This is a genomic window from Catellatospora tritici (assembly GCF_019083965.1).
Lineage (GTDB): Bacteria > Actinomycetota > Actinomycetes > Mycobacteriales > Micromonosporaceae > Catellatospora > Catellatospora tritici.
The window spans coordinates 121,647-141,225 of sequence record NZ_JAHRCY010000004.1 but is presented as its reverse complement, the minus strand read 5'-3'; the positions used below and the strand labels follow the sequence as shown (position 1 = coordinate 141,225).

The 19,579-nt window shown below is 70.0% G+C and carries 17 protein-coding genes and 1 tRNA gene; 10 read left to right on the top strand and 8 right to left on the bottom strand.

The window, feature by feature from the left end; all coding sequences use genetic code 11:
• Positions 1-67: 67 nt before the first annotated feature.
• On the bottom strand, positions 68-1,177 hold the full coding sequence (locus KUA19_RS10470; protein ID WP_217395988.1) for a globin domain-containing protein: 1,110 nt from the start codon (positions 1,175-1,177) through the stop codon (positions 68-70).
• 157 nt (positions 1,178-1,334) lie between these two features.
• On the opposite strand from KUA19_RS10470, the gene KUA19_RS10465 reads away from it, so the two are divergent.
• Entirely contained in the window at positions 1,335-1,946 is a 612-nt protein-coding gene (locus KUA19_RS10465) for a pyridoxamine 5'-phosphate oxidase family protein (RefSeq protein WP_217395987.1), read from the top strand.
• Between the two features lie 39 nt (positions 1,947-1,985).
• Here KUA19_RS10465 and KUA19_RS10460 read toward each other — a convergent pair whose 3' ends face one another.
• From KUA19_RS10460 to KUA19_RS10450, 3 genes are all read right to left on the bottom strand, one after another.
• Complete coding sequence (locus KUA19_RS10460) at positions 1,986-2,483, bottom strand: EXPERA domain-containing protein (protein ID WP_217395986.1); 498 nt, start codon at positions 2,481-2,483, stop codon at positions 1,986-1,988.
• 94 nt (positions 2,484-2,577) lie between these two features.
• Positions 2,578-2,650 (bottom strand) — tRNA-Asp (locus tag KUA19_RS10455).
• On the bottom strand, positions 2,609-3,439 hold the full coding sequence (locus KUA19_RS10450; RefSeq protein WP_217396327.1) for an RICIN domain-containing protein: 831 nt from the start codon (positions 3,437-3,439) through the stop codon (positions 2,609-2,611). Before KUA19_RS10450 ends, KUA19_RS10455 begins: the two co-directional genes overlap by 42 nt.
• Positions 3,440-3,990: 551 nt before the next feature.
• Here KUA19_RS10450 and KUA19_RS10445 point away from each other — a divergent pair.
• Positions 3,991-5,145: a DUF2254 family protein gene (locus KUA19_RS10445; RefSeq protein ID WP_217395985.1), complete on the top strand. Its 1,155-nt coding sequence runs from the start codon at positions 3,991-3,993 to the stop codon at positions 5,143-5,145.
• 339 nt (positions 5,146-5,484) lie between these two features.
• Here KUA19_RS10445 and KUA19_RS10440 read toward each other — a convergent pair whose 3' ends face one another.
• A complete protein-coding gene (locus tag KUA19_RS10440) occupies positions 5,485-5,775 on the bottom strand; it encodes a hypothetical protein (RefSeq protein ID WP_217395984.1) in 291 nt (96 codons plus the stop codon).
• Between the two features lie 190 nt (positions 5,776-5,965).
• Between KUA19_RS10440 and KUA19_RS10435 the strand changes: the two genes are divergently transcribed.
• Positions 5,966-8,332, top strand: a complete 2,367-nt coding sequence (locus KUA19_RS10435; protein WP_308167411.1) for an arylsulfatase — start codon at positions 5,966-5,968, stop codon at positions 8,330-8,332.
• A 69-nt stretch (positions 8,333-8,401) separates the two neighbouring features.
• Here KUA19_RS10435 and KUA19_RS10430 read toward each other — a convergent pair whose 3' ends face one another.
• Positions 8,402-8,776: a DUF6069 family protein gene (locus tag KUA19_RS10430; RefSeq protein WP_217395983.1), complete on the bottom strand. Its 375-nt coding sequence runs from the start codon at positions 8,774-8,776 to the stop codon at positions 8,402-8,404.
• 156 nt (positions 8,777-8,932) lie between these two features.
• Between KUA19_RS10430 and KUA19_RS10425 the strand changes: the two genes are divergently transcribed.
• Entirely contained in the window at positions 8,933-10,519 is a 1,587-nt protein-coding gene (locus KUA19_RS10425; protein WP_308167410.1) for a GDSL-type esterase/lipase family protein, read from the top strand.
• 278 nt (positions 10,520-10,797) lie between these two features.
• Entirely contained in the window at positions 10,798-11,970 is a 1,173-nt protein-coding gene (locus KUA19_RS10420) for a cytochrome P450 (RefSeq protein ID WP_217395981.1), read from the top strand.
• 30 nt (positions 11,971-12,000) lie between these two features.
• Here KUA19_RS10420 and KUA19_RS10415 read toward each other — a convergent pair whose 3' ends face one another.
• Positions 12,001-12,462, bottom strand: a complete 462-nt coding sequence (locus KUA19_RS10415; RefSeq protein ID WP_217395980.1) for a hypothetical protein — start codon at positions 12,460-12,462, stop codon at positions 12,001-12,003.
• 64 nt (positions 12,463-12,526) lie between these two features.
• Between KUA19_RS10415 and KUA19_RS10410 the strand changes: the two genes are divergently transcribed.
• From KUA19_RS10410 to KUA19_RS10395, 4 genes are all read left to right on the top strand, one after another.
• Positions 12,527-13,486 (top strand): helix-turn-helix transcriptional regulator, encoded by a 960-nt coding sequence (locus KUA19_RS10410; protein WP_217395979.1) that lies wholly within the window; start codon positions 12,527-12,529, stop codon positions 13,484-13,486.
• The gene (locus tag KUA19_RS10405) at positions 13,483-14,370 is read left to right on the top strand and encodes a phosphotransferase family protein (protein WP_217395978.1); all 888 of its coding nucleotides are present in this window, start codon (positions 13,483-13,485) and stop codon (positions 14,368-14,370) included. The genes KUA19_RS10410 and KUA19_RS10405 overlap by 4 nt, the downstream gene beginning before the upstream one ends.
• 110 nt (positions 14,371-14,480) lie before the next feature.
• Positions 14,481-16,025, top strand: coding sequence for a M4 family metallopeptidase (locus KUA19_RS10400; RefSeq protein ID WP_308167409.1), 1,545 nt, complete (start codon positions 14,481-14,483; stop codon positions 16,023-16,025).
• Positions 16,026-16,297: 272 nt separating this feature from the next.
• On the top strand, positions 16,298-17,767 hold the full coding sequence (locus KUA19_RS10395) for a glycoside hydrolase family 6 protein (protein WP_254549177.1): 1,470 nt from the start codon (positions 16,298-16,300) through the stop codon (positions 17,765-17,767).
• A 115-nt stretch (positions 17,768-17,882) separates the two neighbouring features.
• On the opposite strand, the gene KUA19_RS10390 is transcribed toward KUA19_RS10395, so the two are convergent.
• On the bottom strand, positions 17,883-18,359 hold the full coding sequence (locus KUA19_RS10390) for a VOC family protein (RefSeq protein WP_254549176.1): 477 nt from the start codon (positions 18,357-18,359) through the stop codon (positions 17,883-17,885).
• 332 nt (positions 18,360-18,691) lie between these two features.
• On the opposite strand from KUA19_RS10390, the gene KUA19_RS10385 reads away from it, so the two are divergent.
• The gene (locus tag KUA19_RS10385) at positions 18,692-19,468 is read left to right on the top strand and encodes a class I SAM-dependent methyltransferase (protein WP_217395977.1); all 777 of its coding nucleotides are present in this window, start codon (positions 18,692-18,694) and stop codon (positions 19,466-19,468) included.
• The last annotated feature ends 111 nt before the right edge of the window (positions 19,469-19,579 follow it).

Genomic DNA, 19,579 nt, shown 5'->3' with positions numbered 1-19,579 from the left:
CCCCCACCCCCCCCCCCCGCCGCGCCCCCCGGGCGGCGCGGGGGCCCCCCCCCCCCCGCCCGGCTCGTCAGTCGCGTCCGAACGCGTCGTGCCTGATGCGGGATGACGGCACCTGGAGCCGGGTGAGGGCATGTCGCGTCGCGGAGACCATGGCCGGTGAGCCGGAGATGTAGAAGTCGTGGTTCTGCCACGGCCCGTGTCGGTCGAGAGCGTCGCTGAGCAGCCCGGTCTCACCCGGGTACGCGGGATCATGGCTGACGGTCGGGATGAGCGTCAGCCACGGGTGGTGTTCGGCGAGTCGGGCCAGGGCCGGTAGGTCGTAGAGGTCGTCGCGGGTGCGGGCACCGTAGAACAGCTGGACCCAGCGGGTGCGGTTGGTGGTGGCGAGGTCGTCGATGATGGCCTTGAGCGGGGCGAGACCGGTGCCACCGGCGACCAGGACGATGTCGCGGTCGGAGCCGCGGTCCAGGGTCATCGAGCCCATCGGTGCCGCCAGGCGGATCATGTCACCCGGCCGCAGTCGCCGGACCAGCGCACCGGACACCCACCCCGCGCCCAGCGCCTTGACATGGAACTCCATGGTCTGGTCGTCGCGTGGGGCGTTGGCCATGGAGTAGGCCCGCCAGGCCTTGGGCCGGTAGCCGCATTCGATGCTGACGTACTGTCCGGCCCGGTACGGCAGAGGTTCGATCGGGCGGCAGGTGAACACCGCCGTGTCCAGGCCGCGACGCTCATGGGTGAGGACTTGTGCGTACCAGTACGCCGGCCCGCGGTCCTCGGCCGCACCGGTGATCATCACGCGGGCGATGACGTCGTAGGCGTCGCGCCAGGCCTGGTCGTACTCCAGACTCCACTGATCGGCGCCGTACGCGCGCAGCGCGTCGATCAGCGAGCGGCCCACCGTCTCGTAGTGCTCGGGTTGGACGGAGAACTTGCGGTGGTCCCGGCCGAGCGAGCCCAGGTATTCGGCGAACCGCTCCGGATCCTCCAGGGTCTGTATGGCGGTGACGATAGCCCCGAGCAGCCGGGAGCGTTGCACGTCCATCGCGACCGGAAACATGTCACGCAGTTTCGGGTCGATGGTGAACATGCGGGCGTAGAAGTAGGCGGCCATCCTGTCCTGCTGCTCGTCGACGAGGCTCCAGCTCTCCTTCAGCAACCTGGCGAGCTCAGCCATGCGGATACCGCCTTCCCCGTACACAGGTCGTGGCCGCATCCGAATCTGTTACACGTTCCCCGGTCCATGTCGCACAAGCTGTGCGATCGGCTCACGCCAACCTCGGTGAACCTCGATGCCTCACCTGGGTTGAAGTGCGTCGAAGCGGGAGGTGTTCATGGGCGAGGGCGTCGGCACCGCACGTGGCTCGGTCGGCGAACACCGCCTCCAGGATCGGTACGGCACGACCGAGCGGGCCGAACGGTTCTACGACCAGCAGGTGCTCGACCACCTCAACGAGCGCATGCGGGAGTTCGTCGGACGTCAGGAGATGATGTTCGTGGCCACCGCCGATGCCGACGGCGCGTGCGATTCGACGTTCCGGGCGGGGCCGCCCGGGTTCGTGCACGTGGCCGGGCCGAGGCAGGTGCTGTGGCCGGAGTATCGCGGCAACGGGGTGATGGCCAGCCTGGGCAACATCGGTGAGAACGGCAATGTCGGGCTGCTGTTCGTCGACTTCGTCCGGGACGTGATCGGCCTGCACGTCAACGGCCGCGCCGGGATCGTCGAGGACGCATTGGCCCGGTCGGAGTACCCGGGCCTGCCCCTGGACACGGTGCCGGGCAGGCGCGCCGAACGTTGGGTCGTGGTCGACGTCGAAGAGGCCTACATCCACTGCTCCAAGCACATTCCCCGGTTGCGCAAGGTGCCCGGCGGGCGCGCCTGGGGCACCGACGACACCCGCCGCAAGGGCGGCGACTTCTTCGGCGCGGCGGCGGCGGCCGCGTGACCCTGGCCTCGGCACCGGTCACACGGCCCACAGCATGTTTCAGAACCGGCGGGTGAACGGCTCCGGCTTGCGCATACGCGCCAGGAGAAGCACCGGGAGCAGCACGTACGGCAGATTGAAGGCGAGGAACTTGGCCGGGTTGGGGGTCTGCCACTGCGGCTCGCCGAAGAACTCGACGCCGAACACGATGATCCCGGTGATCGTGGAGATCATGGTCGCGTAGATCACCGCCGGGAGCTGGATCCAGTTCCGGCCGCGGATCAGCGCGTACACCAGCACGAGGTAGAACGGCATGTAGACCAGCGCGGACAGGCCGGTCACGATCCGCATCCACACCGGCGGGCTCATGAACAGCGGATCGGTGTCATGGGCGTACCAGAAGTTCGAGTTCAGGATGAAGTTGTCCGACGGGGCGCTGAAGTCGAAACCGAGCGTCGGCATGAGGTCGGCGATGAGGGAGGTGATGGTGAACGCGCTGAACACGACCGCGAAGAAGATGTCGATCCGACGTGCGCGCAGAGGCAGGTTGGCTGGCATGAGGGTGCGGTCCTCACTCGATGCGGGTTGATCGAATGCCGTGCAATGTACTGCCCGACGCCTCGCCCCGACACCCCTGCCGGTCTGTGGGGAGCGGGACCGGCCGGATTCGCACCGGCGTGATCCTAATTGATCGTTAGGCGCGACGACTTCTGCGCTACGGCCCCGCTCACGCGCAGTCTACGAGGGGAAGGCCCACGGCTGCGGACTGGACGCCCCGCCGTCGGCTTCTCACCTGCGGCGCTGCGCCGGAATCCGGCCGAGGGCGTCCTTGGCGGCGGCTTCTTCACCACCGACGGATCGTGGGTGCCCACGTCTCCGGCCACCGGGCCGGGAGCGGAGTACTGCGCGGGTGGGGTGCCGGCGCTGCTTGTCGGTGACGGCGTGGTGCCGCCGACGCGTACCAGGCGGAACTGCTGGTTGGTGGCGTTGGTGTCGTCGTACTGGGAGATCCGCGCGCCCTCGGCGGTGGACCATTCCCACAGGTCGAGGGCCTTGCCGCTGTTGCGGTTGATCAGCTGGAGGTAGGTGGCGTCGATGTCCTGGATCGAGAACTGCTGGTTGGGGCCGTAGAGATCGGCCCATTGCACGATGTTGGCGCCGTTGGCGGTCGAGCGCTCGTACACGTCGAGGACCTTGCCGCTGTGGCGGGCCCGCAGGCGGTAGTAGCCGCCGCCGGAGTCGACGAACTGGAACTGCTGGTTGGTCGCTGCAGTGTTCGGGGTGCGCTGCACCAGTGCTCCACCGTCGGCCGTCGAAGCGTTGTCGATCTCCAGAGCCTTGCCGCTGTGTCTGTTGACGAGCTGGTAGTACGCCGACGTGTCGATCGTCGCCGCGTCCGCGGTGGCCACCACCGCGAGGGCGGCCGCGCCAGCCACGGCCAAGACGGCTGCGATCGTCAGCACCGTCCGAACTCCACGCCTTGGCGGAGTACCGGACGCGAGCACATCGCTCATGGAAGACCCGCCTCTGACTTGCGGCGGCAGCGCCGCCGAGCGAACGGAGCGGGCCGCTCCTTCTGGGCTCGTGGCCGTTGAGGACTCGACGAGGGCAAGTCGACGACATGTCTCGTCGCCGTTCGACCGCCGTGATTGTTAGCGCTAACATCGATAACTGTCAAGTAATCGACTCGGACACGCCAACCCCCGCGCGAGGTTGCCTCGGCGGAGGTTTGCACTGCTCGGCGCTGGTGAGGATGGGTCGGCGAAGGGAGCCCGACGAAGTCGTTGTCCGAGGAAGCGGCCGCCGCGCCGATCCAGCGGTAGCTGCCGCGCACGCACGGCTCCAACGCGCCGAGGATTGCCTGGTCGGCGTCGGTGAAGTCGGCCTGCCGCCGAACGGCACGTGCTCGCACATCCGCTACTGCTGCTCGGCGGTGACCTCTGATGTGGCGTCACCCGTCACAGCGTCCCCGTGCATGATCCGCATGACGGCCCCGAAATGGAGGTAAGCCCTGTATCGCATCATTACCCGGTCAAAACGGTTTTGGTCGTCGTAGGCTCGCGTCGTGAAGCTCGCCCCGCCCGAACGGCGGCTTCCCGCAGGTGTGACCGCGACGGCGTTCATCGTCGCCGGCGCTGCCGCCGGCCTGTGCGTGGCCAGGTTCACGGGCGGCCGGACGTTCCCCACCCCGCGGGTCGTCGACGCCCTCATCGCCATCGCGCTCGGCGTCGGGGCGACCACCACCGTCGTCTTCTCGCTGCTGCTGCTCGTCGTGCAGTGGGCCGGCAACGCGCTGACCCCCCGGCTGCCGCTGTTCCGCCACGACCCCGCGGTCTGGCGCACCTTCGCCTACCTGATGGCCGTGTTCGTCTTCTGCCTCACCGCCATGCTCAACGTCGGCAACCGGGGCACCACCTCCGCCGCCGTGCCCGCGTTCGCCCTGCTGCTGGCCATCGGCGCGGCCCTCGCGCTACGCAATCTGCAGATCAAGGCGTTCAACTCCATGCAACTCGCCCCGGTTCTGCACACGGTCACGGAGAACGGCCGCAAGGCGCTCGAGACACTGCGCCCCGACCCCCACGCCGCAACCGCAGCCGGCCCCGACGGCCAGGGTGTGGACGTGCGGTGGCCGCATCCGCCCGCCGCCTTCCACGCCGTCGACGCCGACCGCATGATTCGTATGGCCACCGCCGCCGACGCCGTGATCGAGATGCGCACCGCCGTGGGCTCGCGACTGGAGACAGACTCCGTCATCGCGCGGGTGCACGGCGGCCCAATACCCGCCGACGCGGTGGTCGGCGCGCTGACGACCGGACCGGAACGCATCTTCCGCCAGGACCCGCTGTTCGCCCTGCGGCTACTGGCCGACATCAGCCTGCGCGGCCTGTCCGGCCTCAACGCCCCGGCCACCGCTGTGCAGGCCCTCAACCACATCGACGACCTGCTCCGCCTTGCTGCCCAGGTCACCCACGACCAGGGGCAGCTCACCGATGGCACCGGCCGAATCCGCCTCACCGTGCCTCTGCCGAGCTGGGACGACTACCTGCGCACCGCCCTCGACGACGTCATCAACGCCGCAGAACACTCCCCCATGACCCTGCGCCGGCTGCGGGAACTGCTGGACCGGCTCGCCGCCGAGACGACCGGGCCCGACCACGACACCGTCGGTTCTCGCCTGCACCGTGTGCAGACCGCGCTCGCCGCGCTCGAAGACAGATGAACAAGACCAGGGATCCGCCCGGCGGCGGGAGGCGCCTTCCGAAGTCGAACACGGCTGCCCAGCGCTGAACTGCGGCCACCTTGACGGATACGCAGCGATCACATCGATCGGCGCATGAGCGGAGTGGAGCCCGGCATGGCTGGCAACGAGCAGTTCGACGAGGCCGCTGGAGATCACCAAACAGGCCCGACGGCATTACCGGTGCAGTCAGCGAAGCTGGCGGCCGCCGCTGTTGCGGCTCTTGTCATGCGAAGACCCGTGGCGAACCGCCCTGGATCTGTGCGCCGGGCCGGGTGCGCTCAGCTCGCCGCTCCTGCGGATGCCAGTCCTTGCGGCCGGTCAGGCGCGCGGATCGCCGAACACCCGGGCGCGAATGTCGGCTCCGCGGGCCGTGAGCTCGCCGATCTCCCAGAGGAACCCCGCCACTCGGGGATCGCCGCCCGCCTCGGAGCTGGGCCGGTAGGCGCCGTGACGCATTCCTACGGCGAGGTCGTGCAGCCTGACCAGCAGGTCGTTGCTCGCCTGTTGGAGGCTTTCGCCGTTGCCGTAGGTGACGCCTGCGAGAGTCAGCCGGCAGCGGCCGGCCCGGCTGTCCAGGCTCAGTTCAGGGGTCCATGACGTGGGGGCCATGCGGGCATTGTGGCCGATGACCTGCGCATATGCAACGCCGAAGGCGCTCGGTGGCCAAGGAGCGGCTGCGGCATCCCGGACCGACAAATCGTCGACGAGGCGCTCCCCCGTGTATGTGATTCATGATGTTTTGCCCCGGTGTTTCCCGTCATGAGGAGAGACTGAGGGTCCGGCGCTGAGGAGGCATGTGGTGACTGACATCGAGATGGCACGGCGGGCGGTACTGCCCATGACCGAACCGGAGCAGACGGCAACCGTCACCTACGACGCCAAGGACCCCGCGACGGCATTCCCCCCGATCAAGCCGATACGCCCGCCGCAGGGCGCGCCGAACATGCTGATCGTGCTACTCGACGACGTCGGGTTCGGGGCGTCCTCCACCTTCGGTGGACCCGTCGCGACTCCCACATTCGACCGGCTCGCCGAGGCCGGGCTGCGCTACAGCCGCTTCCACACCACCGCGCTGTGCTCGCCGACCCGGCAAGCGCTGCTGACCGGCCGCAACCACCACTCGGTCGGCATGGGCGGCATCACCGAGATCGCCACGTCGGCGCCGGGGTACAGCTCGATTCGGCCGAAGAGCAAGGCACCGGTCGCGGAGGTCCTCAAGCTCAACGGGTACGCCACCGCGCAGTTCGGCAAGTGCCACGAGGTGCCCGTGTGGGAGACCAGCCCGATGGGCCCGTTCGACGCCTGGCCCACCGGCAGCGGGTTCGAGCACTTCTACGGCTTCATCGGCGGAGAGACCAACCAGTACGCCCCGGCGATCTACCGCGACACCGTCCCGGTCGAGCCCGACCGCACCGCGCAGGAGGGCTACCACTTCACCGCGGACATGACCGACCAGGCGGTCAACTGGGTGCGCCAGCAGAAGGCGCTCATGCCCGACAAGCCGTTCTTCATGTACTTCGCGCCCGGCGCGACCCACGCCCCGCACCACGTGCCGCCGCAGTGGTCCGACCGCTACCGGGGCGCGTTCGACCAGGGCTGGGACGCGCTCCGTGAGGCGACCCTGGCCAGGCAGAAGGAACTCGGCGTCGTGCCTGCTGACGCCGAGCTGACCGCCCGCCCGGCGGAGATCCCGGCCTGGGACGACATGCCCGACGACCTGAAGCCGGTGCTGGCCCGCCAGATGGAGGTGTACGCCGGATTCCTGGAGCACACCGACCACCACGTCGGACGGCTGGTCGACGCCCTGGCCGAGATGGGCGCGCTCGAGGACACCCTGATCTACGTCATCATCGGTGACAACGGCGCGTCGGGAGAGGGCACCCTGCAGGGCTGCTTCAACGAGCTCATCGTGCTCAATGGCGAGGCCGGCCTCGAGACGACCGAGTTCATGACCTCGCGCATCGACGACTTCGGCACGCCGCGGGCGTACAACCACTACGCGGTCGGGTGGGCGCACGCGATGGACACCCCGTACCAGTGGACCAAGCAGGTCGCCTCGCACTGGGGCGGCGTTCGCAACGGCACCGTCGTGCACTGGCCGAACGGGATCCAGGCCCGCGGCGAGATCCGCAACCAGTTCCACCACGTCATCGACGTGGCACCGACACTGCTGGAGGCCGCCGGACTGCCGCACCCCACGCTCGTGAACGGAGTCCAGCAGGCGCCGATCGAGGGCGTCAGCATGGCATACACCTTCGACGACCCGCAGGCAGCCGGACGGCACGAGACGCAGTACTTCGAGATGTTCGTCAACCGCGGCATATACCACCAGGGCTGGACCGCCTGCACCCGCCACTCCCTGCCCTGGATCAACACCCCGCCCCCGCCGCTGGACGACGACGTGTGGGAGCTGTACGGCCCCGATGACTGGACCCAGGCCCGCGACATCGCCGCGAACAACCCGGACAAACTCGCCGAACTGCAACGGCTGTTCCTCACCGAGGCAGTCCGCTACCAGGTCCTGCCCCTGGACGACCGCCGCTACGAACGGTTCAACGCCGATCTCGCCGGCCGGCCCCAGCTGATCCGCGGCAGCACCCAGATGCTCTACGCCGGCATGGGACGGCTGTCGGAGAACTCCGTCCTGGTCCTGAAGAACAAGTCCCACGCGATCACCGCGCAGCTCACCATCCCCGACGGCGGCGCCGACGGCGTCATCGTCGCCCAGGGCGGAGCGTTCGGCGGCTGGACGCTGTACCTGCACGAAGGCCGACCCGCATATTGCTACAACCAGTTCGGCCTGCAGCGGTACAAAGTCTACGGCGGCGAGCAGTCCCTACCCCCCGGCGAGCACCAACTGCGGATGGAGTTCGCCTACGACGGGGGCGGCCTGGGCAAGGGCGGCACGGCGACCCTGTACGTCGACGGCCGCCAGGTCGGCCAGGGCCGAGTGGACGCCACCGTGCCGATGGTGTTCTCGGCCGACGAGACCACCGACGTCGGCAACGACAGCGGGACCGCGGTCAGCGACGACTACCAGCCCCACGACAGCACCTTCACCGGCCGCATCGACTGGATCCAGATCGACATCGACCAGGCCGCCGCCGATGCCGACCACCTGCTCGCGCCCGAGGAGCGCTACCGCATCGCCATGGCCCGCGAGTAAGGAGCACGAGGGGTCGACACGTGCGTCGACCCCTCATCGGGGCCGACGCCGGAGAACGTCAGCGCGTCGTCACCAGCGGTCGGTCCCGTGCCGCGGTGCTGTCCACACCCGCGATGACGACCGCCGCGACGACCGAGTGCGGGCCGGCCGGTGAGCCTGCGCCGCCGGGGTCGCGCCGCTCGCGGCAGCGAGCAGCGAGACGACGAACACCGCGACGGAGATGGCGATCCAGGTACGCCGGGGACGCCTGACCCGCCGCTCCAGCAGGGCCAGCGGCCCCCAGCCGGCCAGCGCGGTCAGCGCGGCGGTCACCGCCACGGCGCTGACCCCGATGTCGCGTACAGCATCGCCGCTGCGAACGGACAGGTCGATGTCGGCGAGTTCGCGCAGCAGACACCAGCTTGACTTCGGTGCGATGTGGACGCATGGTGGGAGCGCTTCCATCGAAGCGCGTAAACAACATTCAGCGGAGGCACGCCCATGTCTCGACACCACCACCCGCTACGGACCGCACGCCACGGACGGCACCCCTCAACCACTCTCACCGGCGCAGAGCGCGGCCGGCGCGGCCGCTCCGCGCTGGCCACGCTCTGCGCGCTCGTGATCGCGCTGGTGATCACGATCACCGGCCCGACGATCGCACACGCCGCCGCGCCGGTACGCATCATGCCGCTGGGCGACTCCATCACCGGCGGGCCCGGATGCTGGCGCGCCGTGCTCTGGGACCGCCTGCAACGCAACGGCTTCACCGGCGTCGACTTCGTCGGCACGCTGCCCGGCGGAGGCTGCGGCCTCAACGGCTGGGACGGCGACAACGAAGGACACGGCGGCTTCCAGGCGACCGGCATCGCCAACCAGAACCAGCTGCCGGGCTGGCTGGCCGCCACCCACCCGGACATCGTCCTGATGCACCTGGGCACCAACGACATCTGGAGCAACCTGCCCACCTCGACGATCCTCGCCGCGTACGGCAAGCTCGTCGACCAGATGCGGGCCGACAACCCGAACATGAAGATCCTCGTGGCGCAGATCATCCCCATGACACCCAGCGGGTGCTCCTGGTGCCCCACCGGCGTATCGGCGCTCGACGCCGCCATCCCCGCCTGGGCCGCCGGCAAGTCGACCGCGCAGTCACCCATCACGGTGGTGGACCAGTTCTCCGGCTTCGACACCACGGCCGACACCACCGACGGCGTACACCCCGACGACTCGGGCTTCCAGAAGATGTCCGACCGCTGGTATCCCGCGCTGACCCCGCTGCTCGGCGGCACCCCGCCCGCCGACAGCACCGCGCCGAGCGTCCCGGCCGGACTCCGGGCAACCGTGAGCTGCGCTCTCGTCGTCACCCTGAACTGGTCCGCGTCCACCGACAACGTAGGCGTCACCGGCTACGACGTGTTCCGCTCGACCAACAACTCACCGTTCACCGTCATCGGCACCACCACCGCGACCACGTTCACCGACACGCTGAGCGGCCTGGCCCAGTACGAGATCCGCGCTCGCGACGCGGCGGGCAACACCTCGGCCCTCACCGCGCCCGTCAGCGCGGCCCCGCCACCGTGCCCGCCGCCGGACACCCAGCCACCCACCACCCCAGGCACGCCCACCGCCTCGGCGACGAGTTCCACCGCCACCACGCTGACCTGGACCGCCGCCACGGACAACATCGGCGTCGCCGGATATGACGTCTACCGCGCTCCCGGCGCCTCCGGCGGCACCTTCGCCCAGGTGGGCAGGCCGACCACCGCGACCTTCACCGACACCGGGCTCACTCCGGCGACCACCTACCGCTACCAGGTCCGGGCCCGGGACGCGGCTGCCAACACCTCGGCCTTCTCCCCCACGCTCACCGTCACGACCGCCGGCGGCGGTAGCGGCTGCACGGCCGCACTGACCCTCCAGACAGGATGGGGCGGTGGCTACGTCATGCAGCCCAACACGGTGACCAACCCGGGCACCGCCACCCTCAACGGATGGACGGTCACCTTCACGCTGCCCGCCGGGCACGTGGTCACCGGTTCGTGGAACGCCACCGTGAGCGTCAGCGGCCAGACCGTCACCGTGCGCGGCATAGCGGGCCAGAACGCCGCCATCCCGGCCGGTGGCAGCGCCACCTGGGGCTTCCAGGCGTCGAGACCGAACGGCGACACGACGGTACCCACCACCGCCACCTGCGCCACCCCCTGAACCCACCGTGGGGGGGGGGGGGGGGGGGGGCGCCCCCCCCCCCCCCCCCCCCCCCCCCCCCCCCCCCCCCGGGGGGGGGGGGGCCCCCCCCCCCCCCCCCCCCCACCGCGACGGATACAACGGCCGGACCGTCCCTCCGGTCAGCATGCCGCGAACGGTGATAGAGCGCCGTCGTCGTGGGTATGACGCGTTCGGCATGACCCACCCGAGGGGGAATTCACTGTCGGACATCCGGCAGCGCCGCCCCCGCCCACCCTGGCATCGGCTGTACTCGATTGATGATTGCAGCTGCCGACAGCGCGTTCGCCCGACGATCCGGCTCGCCCGCCACACTCGGGCGCACCCTGGCCGCTCTCGGGCGGCAGCAGCCGGTGGTGTTCGACGAACTGATGAACGCTCCCCTGGTGCTACGCCATCGCGACGTGGCCGCGGCGCTGCGGAACACCGCGACGTTCAGCACCCGGTTCTACGGCATGGGCCCGATGAGCCAGGCGTTGATCGCACTCGGCGGCACCGACCACCAACAGCTGCGGCGCGTACACAATCGGTTCTTCAGCGCCTCGGCCAGCGCCGCCTACGCCGCCGTCGTCGCCCCGATCGCCACCCGGACCTTCGGCGCGCTGGCCGGCAGGTCCGGGGCCGAACTGGTCGAGGAGACCATCGCCCGATACCCGATGGAGGTCTTCCTCGCCCTGCTCGGCGTACCCGACGACCTCGGCGAGCAGGGACTGATCTGGGTACGCGCGATCATAATGTGGCTCGGTTCCCCGATGGAACCGACGCTGGCCGGTCCGGGCATGCAGGCCTACGAACAACTCAGCGACTACACCTCCAGGCTGGTCCAACGGGAACGGCACGGCGAGCGCGACAACCTGCTCGGCGAGATCGTCCGGGCGTTCGAGGCCGAAGGGGCCTACACACCCGAGGCCGTCACGGCCTCGGTGCTGGGCCTGCTGCTCGGAGGCTTCGAGACCACGATCCAGATGATGTCGGCGACGCTGTCTTCCCTGCTGCTACACCCCGACGCGTTGGCGCGGGTGCGGGCCGACCCCGGGCTGGTCGAGGCGGCCATCGACGAGGCGTTCCGGTGGGCGAACCCGACGGCCGGGCTGTACCGCCTGGCGGTGCGCGACACCGAAGTCGCCGGGACCGCCGTGCCGGCCGGGAGCATGGTCTACCTGTGCATCGCCGCCGCGCACTTCGACGAACAGGCCTACCCCGACCCGGAGACATTCCGGCTGGAACGGCGCGGCACCCACCTGGGCTTCGGTGTCGGGCCGCACTACTGCGTCGGCGCTCCCCTGGCCCGGATCGAGGTCGCCGCGGCCGTGACCGCGCTGCTCGACGCCTGCCCGCACCTGCGGCTGAACCCTGAGGAGCGGCTCAGCTTCTACTACGGGGCGCGCGGTTTCGTTCAGCACGGCACGGACGCACTACCCGTCCTGACCTGAGGACCGGCGGCGAATGGCCAGGGCGTCCGGTCAGGACGCCCGGCTGAACTCGGCCGTCCAGTTGACCTCCCAGGTCTGCCCGTCGTCGGTGGAGAACGCCTGCTCCCACCGGGGATGCTCGGTGCGGGTGCGGGACCAGACGTAGCGGACCCGGATCGGCGTGCCCTCCCACACGTCGTCGCACTCGAACGTGCCCGTGTCGTCGGTGAACCGGCCGACCACCGGCACGTCCAGTCGGCCGCCGCTGGTCTTCGACGCCCACCAGATGCGCCAGACCTGCTCCTGCGGGCTGAACAGGCGCAGCGCCACCCCCTCGAGGTCGCGCTCGGGGGCGCGCAGCACGTCGAAGACGCCGCCGCCGTCGAGCATCACCTGGCAGTCCAGGGTCGCGTCGAACTCATACCACTCGTCGCTGCCGACGAGGGCCTTGACCAGTCGCCGCTGGCGGCTGGTCCAGCGACCGGCCAGGAAATCGAAATCAGTGTTCGTCATGCCGGCCACGCTATGGCCAGGGCCCTGACATCTTCTGTCAGTGCCGGGCGGCACAATTTCGGCCATGCGCGCCGACCGTCTACTCAGCCTCGTCCTGCTGCTGCAGAGCCGCGGCAGGCAGACCGCCGGCCAACTCGCCGCCGAGGCGGGCGTGTCGCTGCGCACGATCTACCGGGACGTGCGGGCGCTGGGCGCCGCCGGTATCCCGATCTACGCCGACGCGGCAGGGTACGCCCTGGTCGACGGCTACCGTACGCAGCTGACCGGGCTCACCGCGGCCGAGGCGCGCGGCCTGGTGCTGACCGGGCTGCCCGGCGCCGCCGCCGACCTGGGTCTGGCCGAGGCTGTCGCGGCCGCGCAGTTGAAGCTGTCCGCCGCGCTGCCGCAGGCGCTGCGCGAGCGAGCGGAGCGGATGCGGCAGCGCTTCCACCTCGACGCCCCCGGCTGGTACGAGGACGGCGACAGCTGCGACCATCTCGCCGCCGTCGCCGAAGCGGTATGGCACCAGCAGGTTCTCACGGTCCGCTACGACGGCTGGACCGCGCTGGCCGAGCACCGGCTGGAGCCGTACGGGCTGGTCCTCAAGGCGGGCAAGTGGTATCTGGTCGCGCGCGGTGACCGTGGCGTGCGCACGTTCCGGGTCGGCCAGATCCGGCAGCTGACCGTCACGCCGGAGACGTTCGCCTGGCCCGACGCGTTCGACCTGGTGGCACACTGGCACGCGCACATCGCCGACTTCCGCGCGCGGCTGCGCCGCGGTGAGGCCCTGGTCCGCCTGGCGCCGCAGGCTCTGGAGCGACTGCCGCACCTGATGGGGCAGGCGGTCGCCGACGCGGCGGCAAAGGGCGAGGTGCAGGAGGACGGCTGGATCGTGGCGCTGGTGCCGATCGAGACCGACAGCCATGCCGAGACGCAGTTCCTGCGCCTGGGCGCGCAGGTGGAGATACTGGCCCCGGCTTCGCTGCGCGAACGCGTCACCGCCACGGTGACCGCGCTGTCCGAGCTGTACCCGACCTCGCGATGAGCCGGACGCCGCGCCGTCTCGCCGACGTCCGCGCCGTCGTGGCCGCCCACCTGCCCGGCTACCCGACCGAGGCGGTACGGCTGCTCGGCGAGGGCTTGGACAACGTGGCGTACGAGGTCGGCGGCGAGCTGATCGTGCGTTTCGGCAAGGAGCCCGACCCGGTCCGGCGGGCGGCGCTGGCCGATCGCGAGGCACGCCTGCTCACGGCCGTCGCCGAGGTCAGCCCGCTGCCGGTGCCCATACCGGCGTTCGCCGCGCCCGAACAGGGCTGCCTGGCCTACGTGAAGCTCCCCGGCGTGCCGCTGTCCGGCATGTCCACGCACTGGCGACAAGCCCACGGCACGGCGATCGCCGCCGTACTCGGTGGACTGCTCGACGTGCTGCACGCGTCTCCGCTCGACCGGTGGGCAGGCCTGGTCGACACCGACGACCAGCCACCGGCGCAGTGGCTGCTCGAGGCCGCCGAGACCTACCGGACGGTCGCCGGGTGGATTCCGGCGGCGCACCGCCGGGCTGCCGAGGCGTTCCTGGGCACCGCGCCGCCAAGCGGCGGGCACCGGCTCGTGTTCTCCCACAACGATTTGGGCATCGAGCACGTTCTCGTCGATCCGGTCGGATGCGCGGTGACCGGGGTCATCGACTGGAGCGACGCCGCCATCGTCGACCCGGCGTACGACCTCGGGCTGCTCTGTCGCGACCTCGGACCAGCCGCGCTGCGCGCGGCCCTGGCGCGGCGCCAGGACGACACCGCGGCGCTCGCCGAGCGCGCCGTGTTCCACGCCCGGTGCAGCGTCTTCGAGGACCTGGCGTACGGCATCGAGACGGCACGGGACACCTATGTCGCCAACAGCCTCGCCGCGATGGAGTGGCTGTTCCCCGCGTGAGCGGCGGCGCGGTTGCGCCATATCGTCCAACAAACCTTCCTCAAAGTTACATTCTTCGATATAAACATTGGTCAGTGGCTATACCCCCAGCCACGCCGAGGGAGGAAGACGTGAAAATCCGCAAACGGCATCTGGCCGCGACCAGCCTGGCCGCGACCTTCGTGCTGGTGTCCGCGGCCACCAGCCCGGCCAGCAGCGCCCCCATCCAGTCGTCCGGGACGTCACTGAGCCCGCTGCAGGCGGCCACCGCCAGCGCGGACGCCCTGGTGACCAGCCGACCAGACACGATCATGGGCAGCGTCGGCGAGACGTACGCCCAGCGCGGCGCGGTCGCCGCGAACGGCCTCACCTACGTCCCCTACGAGCGGACCTACCAGGGCCTGCCCGTCGTCGGCGGCGACTTCGTCGTCGTCACCGACTCGGCCGGCAAGGTCGTGTTCACGTCGGTCGCCCAGCAGAACCGGATCGGCGCGGTCGCCACCACGCCCGCGATCACCGCCGCCGCGGCCGAGAAGGTGGCCCGCAAGGAGCTGACCAAGGTCACCTCGGTCGAGAGCACCCGCCTGGTCGTGTCCGCGCTGACCGGCACCGCGAAGCTGGCGTGGCAGACCACGGTCGTGGGCACCGGGGCCGAGGGCGCCAGCCGCCTGACCGTCACCGTCGACGCCCGGACCGGGGCGGTGCTCGACAAGTTGGAGCACGTCACCAGCGGCACGGGCAACGGCAACTGGGAGGGCACGGTCACCGTCGCGACCAAGCTCAGCGGCAGCACGTACTCCCTGTCCAGCCCGAGCACCACCAACATGCCCTGCCAGAACGCGACCGGCAACGTGACGTTCACCGGACCGGACGACGTGTGGGGCAACGGTGTGGGCAGCAACCGGGAGACCGGCTGCGTCGACGCCCTGTACGGCGCGGAGAAGGAAGCCTCGATGCTCAGCGCGTGGCTGGGCCGCAACGGCATGAACGGCTCGGGCGGCGCCTGGCCGATCCGGGTCGGCCTGAACCAGCTCAACGCCTACTACGACGGTACGCAGGTCCAGATCGGCAAGAACAGCGCCGGCTCCTGGATCGGTGCCACCGACGTCATCGCCCACGAGATGGGCCACGGCGTCGACGACACCACCCCCGGCGGCATCTCGCGCAGTGGCACCCAGGAGTTCGTGGCCGACGTCTTCGGCGCGTCCACGGAGTTCTACGCGGCCAACCCCAACGACCCGTCCGACTTCCTGGTCGGCGAGGAGATCAACCTGTCCGGCAGCGGGCCCATCCGCAACATGTACAACCCGTCGCTGAAGGGGCACCCGAACTGCTACTCCAGCAGCATCCCCGGCACTGAGGTCCACGCCGCGGCCGGTCCGGGCAACCACTGGTTCTACCTGGTCGCCATCGGCAGCAACGCCTCCGGCCAGCCGGTGAGCCCGACCTGCAACAGCACCACCGTCACCGGCATCGGCGTACAGAAGGCCATGAAGATCTTCTACGGCGCGATGCTGATGAAGACCACCTCGAGCAGCTACCTCAAGTACCGGCTCTGGACGCTGACGGCGGCCAAGAGCCAGTACCCCGGCAGCTGCGTCGAGTTCAACGCGGTCAAGGCCGCGTGGAACGCGGTCAGCGTTCCGGTCCAGTCCGGCGAGCCGAGCTGCCCGTAACCATGGCGACACCGGCGCGGGCGGACGGCCGTATCGCCGTCCGCCCGCACCGCGCTCAAGATGCCTCTCCCGGCCACCGCTGTCCGGCGGGTTGACCGCGGCCGCGTTGACGAGCTGTGGGCGCGGACGCGATGATGGCCCGGGAGTCTGGTGGGCGCAGCGCGGGTGAAGGGCAGATTCGACCCGCGGTGCCGCCGTGAATGCGCGCGTCCGTAGTGGACAAGTCTGGGCAGCATCATGCTGATCAATCACAGACGTCTCCAGGAGATGCGTTGAAACCCGATCTCACGCCATCACCGCGACGCCGCACCCGGATGATCGCCGCCGCGGTCTCCGCAGTGTCCGTCGTAGCCACCGCCACCCTCGCCGGCCTGCTACTGGGCAGCGGCGAAGCGGCGGCCGGCACGCTGACCGGCAGCTTCTACCGCGACCCGACCTCGGCCGTGAACCAGTGGCTGGCCGCCAACCCCAACGACTCGCGGGCTTCGCTGATCAGCCAGCGCATCGGCAGCCAGCCGCAGGCGCGGTGGTTCTCGTCGTACAACCAGAGCACGATCCAGTCGCAGGTCACCTCGTACGTCAACGCCGCCAACGCGGTCAACCAGATCCCGGTGCTGGTCGCCTACATGATCCCCAACCGCGACTGCGGCGGGGCCAGCGCCGGTGGCGCGCCCAGCTACAGCGCGTACCGGACGTGGGTCGACGCCTTCGCCGCCGGGCTGGGCACCCGCACCGCCGTGGTCATCCTCGAGCCAGACTCCCTGGCACTGCAGACCTGCCTGTCGGCCACGGAGAAGGCCGACCGCAACTCGGCGCTCAGCTACGCCGTCGGCAAACTCAAGCAGGTCAACCCGAGCGTCAAGGTGTACCTCGACGCCGGACACTCCGCCTGGAACAGCGCCGCCGACACCGCCTCTCGACTGCAGGCCGCGGGCGTGGCCAACGCCGCCGGGTTCTTCTCCAACGTCTCCAACTTCCGCTGGACCGCCGACGAGGTCACCTTCGGCCGCAACGTGGTCAACGCCCTGGGCAACTCCAACCTGCACCAGGTCATCGACGTCAGCCGCAACGGCAAGGGCCCGCTGGGCAGCGAATGGTGCGACCCGGCCGGCCGGGGCACCGGCGTCGCGCCGACCACGGCCACCAACGAGGCGACCGTCGACGCGTTCCTGTGGGTCAAGCCGCCCGGCGAGGCCGACGGCTGCGCCTCGTCAGCCGGCACGTTCGTACCGGACCTGGCGTACTCCCTGGCCCAGAACGGCGTGGTGACCAGCCCGCCGCCGAGCCCGTCGGTGCCGCCGTCGTCCCCGCCGACCTCGCCGTCCCCGTCCCCCTCGCGGTCGGCCTCCCCGTCCCCGTCGACGTCCCCGTCGGCTTCACCCTCACCATCTCCGTCGGCTTCGCCCTCGCCGTCGGCGAGCATCCCGGCCGGGGCCTGCACGGTGGCGTACCGGGTGGACAGCCAGTGGAGCAACGGCTTCACCGCCACGGTCACCCTGACCAACCGCGGTACGGCCATCACCGCCTGGACCGTCACCTGGACCTACGCGGGCAACCAGCAGATCACCAACGCCTGGAACACCGTGCTGACCCAGAGCGGCACCGCGGTCACCGCCAAGAACGCCGGGCACAACGGCTCGCTGGCCACCAACGCCAGCACGTCCTTCGGCTTCCAGGCCACCTTCAGCGGCACCAACACCAACCCGACCGTGTTCAAGCTCAACGGCGCCACCTGCGGCTGAGCCCCTACCGCCACCGCGGCCGGGCGTCGACCTGACGCCCGGCCGCGTCGCGTTCGGTCACCGGGCCGACGCCGCGCCCGGACCGGGATCTGACTTCGGATCGGCGAGGCCCTGGTCAGCGGCCCGGCGCCCGCTGGGTCACCTCTTGCAGCACCCAGGTGTTGCCGTCCGGGTCGGCGAACGTGGCGAAGTTGGCATAGCTGCGCCCGTCCGGGCTGGGGCCGTCGACCCGCTCCTGCGCGCCGCTGTCGTACACGTTGTGGTAGACGCCGCTCACCTCGACTCCTCGGCTGAGCAGGTCTTCGCGTGCTTTCTCCAGGTCGGTGACCACGAGGTAGGTGCCCTGGGCCGAGCCGGGCGACGCCGAGGTGAGTCCCCGGCCGAAGTGGACCGAGCAGGCCGAACCCGGTGGTGTCAGCTGCACGATCCGGAACGTCGGGCCAGCCTCGTACTCGGCGTCCAGCCGCCAGCCCAGCCCTCGGTAGAAGGCGAGCGCGCGGTCGACGTCGGCGACCGGCAGGACCACCACCTCCAGCTTCATGTCGATCGTCGGCTGCGTGACGTCCGCTGCCTGGCCCGTCTCGGTGCTCATGCCTACCTCCTCGATGTTCCGTCACCCGCACGTCAACGCGTCCCTCGTCGGGGAAGGACCAGACTGCTCCGAGGTGGCGCGATGCCTCGCCTTGGCGACGAGACCCATGGAAAGTCTCGCCCGATGTGCACTGGTCGGGCACGAAATGCCACGTATGCGATCGATTGTACGTCCGGAAGATGCTGCGGTATCGGCGACAACCAGCGTGCAGGGCGGTCTTGAACCACTCCAGATCTGGCGTAGCGAGGTTTTCCGACATCACGGGCGAGAGAATCCATTACGTGTCTTCACGCAACGTTCTGGGCGCAGCACCGACGGGACCGGGAGCTTAGATGGCTGACTGGGACGGTGCCGGTTACGCGCACATCAGTGGGCTGCAGCGGGCGATGGCGACGGCAACCCTCGAGTCCGTCGTGGTCAGGGGCGACGAACGCGTCCTCGACGTGGGCTGCGGCGACGGATACGTGACCCGGCGGATCGCGGCCCGGGTGCCGGACGGATCCGTCCTCGGCGTGGACGCGTCACCGCGGATGATCGAGGTGGCCCGCACCGCCGACGACCGGCTGATGAACGTGTCGTTCCAGCTCGGGGACGTCACCACGATGACCTTCGGGCCGGACTTCGACCTCGTGGTCTCGTTCAACGCGCTGCACTGGGTGACCGACCAGAAGACCGCCTATCGCAACATCGCGGCGGCGCTGAAACCCGACGGGCGGGCGCTGGTGCAGTTCGTCTGCCACGGTCCCCGCACCAGCGTCGAGCGCGTCGTGATGGAGGTGACGCGCGATCCCCGCTGGGCGCAGGCGTTCACCGGTTTCGCGCAGCCGTACATACACATCGAGCCCGACGATCTGGCCGCGATCGCGGGTGGCGCCGGTTTGAAGGTCACCGAGCAGTCGGTCGCCGACCGCGAATGGGACTTCAGCTCCCCCGAGCAGTTCGCGCAGTGGTGCACCGTCGGATTCTCGGACTGGACGTCGCGGCTACCGGCCGAGGAGGTTCCCGCGTTCGTGGAGACCGTCGTCGCCAGGTACCAGACGATCGTGGGCCGACCAGGTGTCTTCCGGTTCCTGCAGCTGCGGGCCGAACTGCGACGCAGCCCGGAATAGGGTCACGTCTGGTGCCGGACACCGCCCTCGGGGTCGCGCTCGCGGCGTCGCCACAGCGCGGCGACCTGTACCGCCCCGGCGAGAACGGCCGAACTGCCGGACACCGCAGCT

Excerpts from the sequence above, each read along its gene's own strand:
- KUA19_RS10470 (WP_217395988.1), bottom strand. The coding sequence starts at position 1,177 with ATGGCTGAGCTCGCCAGGTTGCTGAAGGAGAGCTGGAGCCTCGTCGAC.
- KUA19_RS10465 (WP_217395987.1), top strand. The coding sequence starts at position 1,335 with ATGGGCGAGGGCGTCGGCACCGCACGTGGCTCGGTCGGCGAACACCGC.
- KUA19_RS10460 (WP_217395986.1), bottom strand. The coding sequence starts at position 2,483 with ATGCCAGCCAACCTGCCTCTGCGCGCACGTCGGATCGACATCTTCTTC.
- KUA19_RS10450 (WP_217396327.1), bottom strand. The coding sequence starts at position 3,439 with ATGAGCGATGTGCTCGCGTCCGGTACTCCGCCAAGGCGTGGAGTTCGG.
- KUA19_RS10440 (WP_217395984.1), bottom strand. The coding sequence starts at position 5,775 with ATGGCCCCCACGTCATGGACCCCTGAACTGAGCCTGGACAGCCGGGCC.
- KUA19_RS10430 (WP_217395983.1), bottom strand. The coding sequence starts at position 8,776 with ATGGAAGCGCTCCCACCATGCGTCCACATCGCACCGAAGTCAAGCTGG.
- KUA19_RS10420 (WP_217395981.1), top strand. The coding sequence starts at position 10,798 with ATGATTGCAGCTGCCGACAGCGCGTTCGCCCGACGATCCGGCTCGCCC.
- KUA19_RS10415 (WP_217395980.1), bottom strand. The coding sequence starts at position 12,462 with ATGACGAACACTGATTTCGATTTCCTGGCCGGTCGCTGGACCAGCCGC.
- KUA19_RS10410 (WP_217395979.1), top strand. The coding sequence starts at position 12,527 with ATGCGCGCCGACCGTCTACTCAGCCTCGTCCTGCTGCTGCAGAGCCGC.
- KUA19_RS10405 (WP_217395978.1), top strand. The coding sequence starts at position 13,483 with ATGAGCCGGACGCCGCGCCGTCTCGCCGACGTCCGCGCCGTCGTGGCC.
- KUA19_RS10390 (WP_254549176.1), bottom strand. The coding sequence starts at position 18,359 with ATGAGCACCGAGACGGGCCAGGCAGCGGACGTCACGCAGCCGACGATC.
- KUA19_RS10385 (WP_217395977.1), top strand. The coding sequence starts at position 18,692 with ATGGCTGACTGGGACGGTGCCGGTTACGCGCACATCAGTGGGCTGCAG.